This window comes from Micromonospora sp. NPDC049044 (assembly GCF_040649215.1).
Classification (GTDB): domain Bacteria; phylum Actinomycetota; class Actinomycetes; order Mycobacteriales; family Micromonosporaceae; genus Micromonospora.
This window is the reverse complement of the sequence record NZ_JBEZFA010000013.1, coordinates 171812-180828: the sequence shown is the minus strand read 5'-3', so window position 1 is coordinate 180828 and position 9017 is coordinate 171812. Positions and strand designations below refer to the sequence as shown.

General features: G+C 70.1%; 4 protein-coding genes and 1 pseudogene. 2 read left to right on the top strand and 3 right to left on the bottom strand.

The genetic code is table 11. The annotated features are described in order from the left end of the window. Positions 1–469, top strand: a 469-nt coding sequence (locus AB0B85_RS14165) for an IS30 family transposase (RefSeq protein ID WP_357407089.1), incomplete at its 5' end; no start/stop codon positions are given. Positions 470–578: 109 nt separating this feature from the next. Here the strand turns inward: AB0B85_RS14165 and AB0B85_RS14160 are convergent. Continuing rightward, positions 579–2543, bottom strand: coding sequence for a penicillin-binding transpeptidase domain-containing protein (locus AB0B85_RS14160; protein WP_357407087.1), 1965 nt, complete (start codon positions 2541–2543; stop codon positions 579–581). Between the two features lie 289 nt (positions 2544–2832). Between AB0B85_RS14160 and AB0B85_RS14155 the strand changes: the two genes are divergently transcribed. Continuing rightward, the gene (locus AB0B85_RS14155; protein WP_357407085.1) at positions 2833–7914 is read left to right on the top strand and encodes an NAD-glutamate dehydrogenase; all 5082 of its coding nucleotides are present in this window, start codon (positions 2833–2835) and stop codon (positions 7912–7914) included. Between the two features lie 82 nt (positions 7915–7996). Here the strand turns inward: AB0B85_RS14155 and AB0B85_RS14150 are convergent, their stop codons facing one another. Both AB0B85_RS14150 and AB0B85_RS14145 read right to left on the bottom strand, forming a co-directional pair. Continuing rightward, positions 7997–8701 (bottom strand): class F sortase, encoded by a 705-nt coding sequence (locus tag AB0B85_RS14150; protein ID WP_357407083.1) that lies wholly within the window; start codon positions 8699–8701, stop codon positions 7997–7999. Between the two features lies 1 nt (position 8702). Next, positions 8703–9017: pseudogene (locus AB0B85_RS14145) on the bottom strand (hypothetical protein); the annotation flags it as partial.

Below are 9017 nucleotides of genomic sequence, written 5' to 3'. Positions count from 1 at the left end.
ACACTGGGAAGGTGACCTGGTCATCGGTGCCCGAGGCGCCAGCGCGATCATCACCCTGGTCGAGCGGGCCACCCGTTACGTGATGCTCGGTGCTCTGCCCGAATCGCGGGTTAGTGAACAGGTCATCGATACCCTCACCGCCCTGATGCGCCGTCTGCCGGCCGAGCTGCGTAAGACCCTGACCTGGGACCAGGGCATCGAGATGATCCAGCATCCTGTGTTCACCCTGGCCACCGACTGCAAGGTCTACTTCTGCGACCCCCACAGCCCTTGGCAACGCGGCAGCAACGAGAACACCAACGGTCTCCTGCGGCAGTACTTCCCCCGCTCCAGCACCGACTTCCGCACCTGGACCCAAGACGACCTCGACGCCGTCGCCCGCGAACTCAACGGACGACCACGCCAAACCCTCGACTGGCAAAATCCAGCCGAGGTACTCCACAAACACCTGGTTGCAACCGCCACTTGAAACCGCCCGCGTCGGATAGGGCAGTTTCAAAGAACGCGAGTCGATCAAGGCCGCAGCGGTCAAGGCCGCAGCGGTCAGGGCCGCAGGGGTCGGGGCGCAGCGGTCGGGGTCAGGGGGTCGGGAGGGCGCGGAGGAAGCGCTCGGCGATCGGGACGGCCGACGCCGTGCTGGCGCCACCCTTCTCCACGAAGACGGCGAACGCCACGTCGCCCCGCCAACCGACGAACCAGGCGTGGGTGTGGGCCGGGTTGTCGTCGTACTCGGCGGTGCCGGTCTTGCCGTACACCTCGCCCGGCACATCCTTCAGCGCGCTGCCGGTGCCGGTGGTGACCACCTCGCGCATCATCGCCCGCAGGGCCGCTACCGATTCTGGCTTGAGTTGCTCGCCCGGCGCGACCGGCTTGGCCGGCGCCGGCTCGATCAGCAGCTTCGGTTGCTCGAAGCGGCCCCGGGCGACCGCCGCGGTGGCACCGGCCATGGCCAGCGGGCTGACCAGCGTGGTGCCCTGCCCGAACGACGCTGCGGCCTGCTCGGCCAGGCTGCCGCCGGTCGACACCTTGCCGGTGAAGGCGTCCGTGCCAAGATCCCACTGACCCTCCAGGCCCAACGAGCGGCCGGCGGCGGCCAGCCCGTCGCCGCCGAGCTTCGGTGCCAACGAGGCGAACGCCGTGTTGCAGGACTTGGCGAAGTCGGTGCGGAACGGCACCGAACCGAGCTCGAAGTTGTCGGAGTTCTTGAAGGACCGGCCGTCCACGGTGAAGGTCTTCGGGCAGGCCACCGGCCCGTCCAACGTGACCGCGCCCCGATCAAGGAGGCCCAGCGTGCTCACCATCTTGAACGTGGAGCCCGGCGGGACCTGAGCGGTGAAGGCCAGGTTTTCCCCGGCCGGTCCGGGGCCGTTCGCCGCGGCCAGCACCGCACCGTCGCTGATCCGCAGCGCCACCAGCGCGGAGCGCCGTGGCTCGGCGCGCAGGGCCCCGTCCGCAGCGTTCTGGACGGTTACGTCAAGGGTGGTCTTCAGCGGCTGACCCGGCTGCGGCTCGCGGCGGAACAACTCGGCGCCGGTGGGCTCCAGTTTGCCGCCCTCGGCGGGACGCTCGACCACCACTGTCAGCCCGGGGCCGCCGCGCAGCTGCTCGTCGTAGCGGCCCTGGAGCCCGCCGTGCCCGACCAGGTCGCCGACGACGTACCGGTCGGGGTGGGCGGCGAGGTCGTCGGCCTGCGCCGGGTCGACGGTGCCGAGCAGTGCCCTGGCGAATTCCCGGGTCGGCGCCAGGTCGATCTTGTCGGAGATGAACTTGGTGCCGGGCAGGTCGTAGATCCGGGGCTTGATCTGCCGGTACGCCTCCTCGCGGAGCGACACCACCTCGACGAAGGCGCCCGGCTCGGCCTTGGTCACCCGCTCGGGCAGGTCGGTCAGGTCGACCGCGGGGACCAGAGCGGGACGGATCGCCTTGAACGCCGCGTCGAGGTCCTTCACGAGCTTCTTGAGGTCGGTGACCCCGTCGGGCTGCACGCCGACCCGCACCACCGGCCGGGGGGTCACGATCGGCTGCCCGGCAGCGTCAAGCACCCCGGCGCGAGGGCTGGGGTCGCGCCGCAGCGCCAACCGGTCGCCCTTGGTGAGCTGCTCGTGCACCACCTTCGGCTCCCAGATCACCTGCCACTGGTCGTCGTCGCCCTGGGAGAGCCGGACCTCCCGGTCGTACGCCCAGCGGGTCTGACCGGGCAGGTTCCACTCCACCTGCACGGTTGTGGTGGCGATGTCCGCGGTGACCGCCGGCTCGCCGCGCCGGGTAAGCGTGGGCGGGGTCGCCGCCAGCTCGCCGGAGAGCTCCTTGATCTCGCGACTCACGTCTGTCGCCGGCAGCTTGCTGCCGGTCGGGTCGATCAGACCGACGGCCTGGAGATCGCCGCTGCGCCACCCGGCGAGGAAGGCGTCGAGGGTCTTCTCCGGCCCGTCGTCACCCGAGCAGCCGGCCAACACGCCGGCCGTGAGCAGCGCCGCGGTGAGGGCGGCGACCACCCGGCGGACGGGGTTCGGCCGGTGGGGCCGGGGGTACGACGAAGACATGAAGCTGGTCCTTCCGATCTCGGAGCGCCTTCGCACGGTAGTACGCCGACGTCGTCCCCAACGTCCCCCAGGGCGGTGGCCGGGCTCAAAGACGGGCCGGGCCGGTGTGATGAACATCGCGTGGCGGGGTATCCCGCAGCCGGCCTACCTCGGACCCGCAACGGGTGAAAGGACAAAGTCCCGATCCGGACGTCTGGCCAGTGGTCCGCCGACGAAGGTGTGGAACGGCAGGGCCTAGGCTGGGCGGCAGAGTGACCCACAACGCGGTGGGTCGAGGGGAGTGGCACCGATGGACCGGCGTCCGGCGATCAAACCGGAACCCGACCTCCGGCAGGATGACTCCGGCCGGGACGACGACAGCTTCGATTCGGCGACCGACGGGGACGGCTACGGCCGGCTCGACACGGGCGTCACCGGGCTGACCGGGTCGAGCATCGACACCATCTACGATCTGGGCCTGCCCACCGAGGCGTTGGCCGACGACGTGGAGGACGCCGAGCTCGACGAACCCGTTCCCAACGCGGAGCGCCTGGTGGCTCAGGCCGTCGCGCTCGCGGGGGACGACCACGACGCGGCGACACTTGTCGGCCGTTTCTGGCGGTTCGCACCGGACGAGGAGCTGGTCGGCTTCACGGCGGAGGAGATGCTCGACGCGGCCCGGGCGCACCGGGACCTCGCCCAGCAGCGGGTTCCCGGCGAGTTGAAGCTGCGGATCCACGAGCCGCACGCCGACCAGCACCACACGGTCGTCGAGATCGTCACCGACGACATGCCGTTCCTCGTCGACTCGGTCACCGCGCTGCTCAACTCGTACCACCTGGACGTGCACCTGCTGGTGCACCCGCTGGTGGTGGTCCGGCGCGAGCCGCTGGGCCGGCTCACCGAGGTCTCCGCGGACGTGGAGCCGGACGACGCGATCGCCGGCGACATCATCGAGAGCTGGATGCGGATCGAGATCGACCCGGTCCGGGACGCGGCCGAGCGGGATCGGCTGCGCCGCGAGTTGCAGCGGGTGCTCACCGACGTGCGGGAGGCGGTGGAGGACTGGCCGAAGATGCGCCAGCGTGCCCTCGCCCTCGCTGACGAGCTGGCCTCCGCGCGTACCGCCGACAACCGGCCACCGGTGCCGGAAAAGGACATCACCGACTCGGTCGAGCTGCTGCGCTGGTTGGCCCACGACCACTTCACCTTCCTCGGCTACCGGGAGTACCGGCTGGTGGACACCGCAGGCGGCGGTGCCCAAGACACTGTCGACGGCAAGGCGTTGGAGGCGGTGCTCGGCACCGGTCTGGGCATCCTTCGCTCCGACGCTCCGGAGGCCCGGCCGCTGGCGTCGATGACACCCGAGGCGCACGAGAAGGTGTTGGAGAAGCGCCTGCTCATCATCACCAAGGCCAACTCGCGGGCCACAGTGCACCGCTCGGCCTACCTCGACTACATCGGCTTCAAGATCTTCAATGAGGCCGGCGAGGTGATCGGCGAGCGGCGTTTCCTCGGCCTGTTCTCCACCGCCGCGTACCGGACCAGCGTCCGGGAGCTGCCGGTGGTGCGCCGCAAGGTGGCCGAGGTGCTGGACCGCTCCGGTCTGAGCCGGCGCAGTCACTCCGGCAAGGATCTGATCCAGATCCTGGAGACCTACCCGCGCGACGAGCTGTTCCAGATCAAGACCGACGACCTCTACCACGCGGTGATCGGCGTACTGCGGATGGCCGGCCGCCGGCAGCTGCGGGTCTTCCTGCGAAGGGACGCGTACGGGCGGTTCATCTCCTGCCTGATCTACCTGCCCCGGGACCGCTTCACCACCCAGAACCGGCTGCGCATGCAGGACATCCTGCTGCGCGAGCTGAACGGTGTCGGGGTGGACTACACCACCCGGGTCACCGAGTCGATGCTGGCCCGGGTGCACTTCATCGTGCGTACCGACCCGACCCGGCCGCCCGGCGAGATCGACGCCGACCTGTTGGCCGAGGAGTTGGCCGACGCGACCCGACTCTGGGACGACGACTACCGGCTGGTGCTGGAGCGCAAGCTCGGCGACGAGCAGGCCAAGCACCTGTTCACCAGGTACGCCGACGCGTTCCCGGAGGGCTACAAGGACGGGCACACGCCGTACGAGGCGATGAAGGACCTGGCGAAGCTGGAGCTGCTTGAGGAGCCCGGCCAGCTGGAGATGCACCTGTTCCGCAAGCAGTTGGCACCCCGCCCCGGCACCCGGATGCCCGGCGCGGACCTGGCCGAGGCGATGGACGTCCGGTTCAAGGTCTACCGGTACGGCGAACCGATGATGCTCTCCGCCGTGCTGCCGGTGCTGCACTCCCTCGGGGTGCGGGTCGTCGACGAGCACCCGTACGAGGTGGACCGGATCGACGGTCGGGTCTACCTGTACGACTTCGGCCTGATGCTGCCCGAGGGGCACCACGAGCTGGCCGAGGTGCGCCCGCACGTGGAGAACGCGTTCGCGGCGGCCTGGCGTGGCGAGGCCGAGGTGGACCGGTTCAACGAGCTGGTGCTGCGCGGCGGGCTCACCTGGCGGCAGGTGGTGGTGCTGCGGGCGTACGCGAAGTACCTGCGGCAGGCCGGCACGGTCTTCTCGCAGGACTACATGGAGCAGACCTTCATCGCGTACCCGAAGCTCGCCGCGTTGCTTGTGGAGCTCTTCGAGACCCGGTTCGCGCCGGGCGAGGAGACCACCGAGCAGCGGCAGCAGCGCAGCGGTGAGCTGGTGGAGCAGATCCGGGCCGGGCTGGACGACGTGGCGAGCCTGGACCAGGACCGGATCCTGCGCTCGTACCTGACGCTTATCGAGGCGACCCTGCGAACCAGCTTCTACCAGAGGCGGGAAGACGGGCGGCCGAAGGCGTACGTGGCGTTCAAGCTCGACCCGCAGGCCCTCCCGGACCTGCCGGCGCCGCGCCCGAAGTTCGAGATCTTCGTCTACTCGCCCCGGTTCGAGGGCGTGCACCTGCGGTTCGGGCCGGTGGCCCGGGGCGGGTTGCGCTGGTCCGACCGCCGCGAGGACTTCCGGACCGAGGTGCTCGGCCTGGTCAAGGCGCAGATGGTGAAGAACACGGTGATCGTGCCGGTGGGTGCCAAGGGCGGCTTCGTGCTGAAGCAGAAGCCGGGCGACCGGGACGAGGCGGTAGCCTGCTACCAGGAGTTCGTCGGCGCGATGCTGGACGTCACCGACAACATCGTCAGTGGGCAGATCGTGCCTCCCGAGGACGTGGTCCGGCACGACGGCGACGACCCGTACCTGGTGGTGGCGGCCGACAAGGGCACCGCGACGTTCTCCGACATCGCCAACGAGATCTCCAAGGCGCACAACTTCTGGATGGGCGACGCGTTCGCCTCCGGCGGTTCCGCCGGCTACGACCACAAGAAGATGGGCATCACCGCCCGGGGCGCCTGGGAGTCGGTGAAGCGGCACTTCCGGGAGTTGGGCCTGGACACCCAGACCCAGGACTTCACAGTGGTCGGCGTCGGCGACATGTCCGGCGACGTCTTCGGCAACGGGATGCTGCTGTCCGAGCACATCCGGTTGGTGGCCGCCTTCGACCACCGGCACATCTTCCTGGACCCGGAGCCGGACGCGGCCACCTCGTACGCGGAGCGGCGGCGGCTGTTCGATCTGCCCCGGTCCTCCTGGGAGGACTACAACCCGGAGCTGATCTCGGCAGGTGGTGGCATCTTCCCGCGTACCGCGAAGTCCATCCCGATCACCCCGCAGGTCCGGGCGGCGATCGGCCTGGACGACGACGTCACGCAGATGTCGCCCCAGGACCTGATGAAGGCGATCGTCACCGCCCCGGTGGACCTGTTCTGGAACGGCGGCATCGGCACCTACGTCAAGGCGTCCAGCCAGACCAACGCCGAGGTGGGCGACAAGTCCAACGACGCGATCCGGGTGGACGGGCGCAACCTGCGGTGCCGGGTCGCGGGCGAGGGCGGCAACCTGGGCTGGACCCAGCTCGGCCGCATCGAGTACGCGTTGACCGGTGGCCGGATCTACACCGACTTCATCGACAACGCGGCCGGCGTGGACACCTCCGACCACGAGGTGAACATCAAGATCCTGCTGAACACGGCGGTGGCCGACGGTGAGTTGACCACTGCCGAGCGGGACGAGCTGCTGGCCGGGATGACCAGTGAGGTCGCGGAGTTGGTCCTGCGGGACAACTACGACCAGGCGCGGGCGATCAACAACGCCCAGGCGCAGGCCGCCTCGCTGCTCCCGGTGCACCGCCGGATGATCAACGAGCTGGAACGCTCCGGTGCCCTGGACCGGGCACTGGAGGCGCTGCCGCCGGACGAGGAGCTGGCGGTCCGCAGCGAGTCCGGCCTGACCGCGCCGGAGTTCGCGGTGCTGCTCGCGTACGTGAAGATCGTCCTGGAGCGGGAGATCCTCACCGAGGGCCTGGCCGACGAGGAGTGGACGACCGAGGTCCTGGTCAACTACTTCCCGACGCCGATGCGGGAGCGGTTCGCCGACCGGATGGGCCGGCACCGGCTGCGCCGGGACATCGTCACCACAGTGCTGGTCAACGAGGCGATCAACCGGGGTGGCATCTCGTTCATCTTCCGGGTGGTCGAGGAGACGGCGGCCAGCGCGGCGGACGTGATCCGGGCGTACGTGGTGGTCAGCGAGGTGTTCGGGCTGCGCGACCTGTGGGACGCAGTGGAGGCGCTCGACAACAAGGTCGCGCCGGAGCTACAGACGAGCGTCTACCTGGACACCCGCCGGCTGCTCGACCGGGCGGTGCGGTGGCTGGTCTCCAACCGGCGCTCGCCGATCGACGTACCGGCCGAGATCGCCCGGCTGCGCGACGGCGTCACCCGCCTGTTGCCGGGGCTGGAGGAGCTGTTCTACGGCAACGAGCGGCAGGGCATCGCCGCCCACATGGACTCGATGACCGAGCGTGGGCTGCCCCGCGAGTTGGCGGAACGCGCGACCCGGCTGATGTACAGCTTCGGTCTGATGGACGTGGTGGAGACGGCGAACGCCAGCGGGCGGGACGTCAGCGAGGTGGCCTCGGTCTACTTCGTGCTCTCCGACCTGTTCCGGGTGGACTCGCTGCTGTCGAAGATCTCCCTGCTGCCGCGGGAGGACCGCTGGCAGACGTTGGCCCGGATGGCGCTGCGCTACGACCTGTACGCCGCGCTCGCCGCGCTCACCGCGGAGGTGCTCGACTCCACCCCGGACGACCTGCCGCCGCACGAGCGGGTGCAGCAGTGGGAACAGTCGAACGCGACTTCGATCCACCGCGCCCGGCGGGCGATGGGGGAGTTCGACGAGTCCCGGGCGGATCTCGCCGCCCTGTCGGTGCTGCTGCGCCAGATCCGCACCCTGGTGCGCACCTCCGCAGCCGCCTGAGTCGAGGTACGCCGGACGCGGTCCGGCCGGTCGGGTCACCCCGATCGGTCGGACCGCGTTTCGTGTTTCGTGCCGTCCCCGATCAGGCCACCAGGGTGGCGAAGACGACGATGTTGTCCCGATAGCTCTTGGCGGCCTCGTCGAACTGACCGCCGCAGGTGACCACCCGCAGACCGGGCCGGTCGCTGGGCCCGTACACCAACTCGGTGGGAAAGGCGGTCTTCGGGTACGACTTCACCGAGTCGACCTGGAACGTGGCCGGCTGACCGTCCGCCCGTCGCACGGTGATCGAGTCACCGGGCACGAGGGAACCGAGGTCGAAGAAGACGGCCGGACCGAGCTTCGCCGAGTCCACGTGCCCGACGATGACCGCGTTACCGGTCTCGCCCGGGCTCGCGCCCGGCTCGTACCACCCAGCCTGGTCGGCCTGCTCCAACGGGGGGACCTGGACGGTGCCGTCCGGGTTGGTGCCGAGGGACAGGATCGTCGCGTTGACGCCGATCCGGGGGATCTCGATGCTTGTCGGCGCGGAACGGGCCAGCCCGTCCGGCACCTGCGTCTGGTCCACCGACTGTCCGTCGACCGGCGGAACGGCACTGGTCGTTTCGGCCGGCCCGCTCACCTCCGGGCCGGCCTGGGCCAGCGGCTGTGGCGGGCGGGCTGGGGGCGTGGTCCGCACGGCGAAGCCGATCATGCCGGCCCCGATCATGGCCATGGTGACGACGACGGCCGCGCCGGCGGCACGCCACGGTCTCCCGTGACGGCCGCCGGCCCGTGTCGTCGTCACGTCAGACGAGCGAACCATCGGTCCGCCGACGACGCATCAGCACGATCCCGCCGAGCGCGGCAGCGCCGAGCAGGCCCGCCCCGCCGGTGGCCAGGCCACGGTCGGCACCGGTGCTGGCGCCACCGTCACCACCGTCGACGCCGCCGTGCGGCAGCACGACGAGCTCGCCCTCGCCGCACGAACCCTTGAGTTCGTAGCGACCCGGCTTGGCGTCCTTGTCGACAGTGGCCTCGCCGTAGTAGACGAACTCGCGCTCCTTCTCCCAGCTGTCCTCGTCGGAGCCGTGCTCGTCGCGGGAGTCCCAGCTCTTGTCGGA

Excerpts from the sequence above, each read along its gene's own strand:
- AB0B85_RS14160 (WP_357407087.1), bottom strand. The coding sequence starts at position 2,543 with ATGTCTTCGTCGTACCCCCGGCCCCACCGGCCGAACCCCGTCCGCCGG.
- AB0B85_RS14155 (WP_357407085.1), top strand. The coding sequence starts at position 2,833 with ATGGACCGGCGTCCGGCGATCAAACCGGAACCCGACCTCCGGCAGGAT.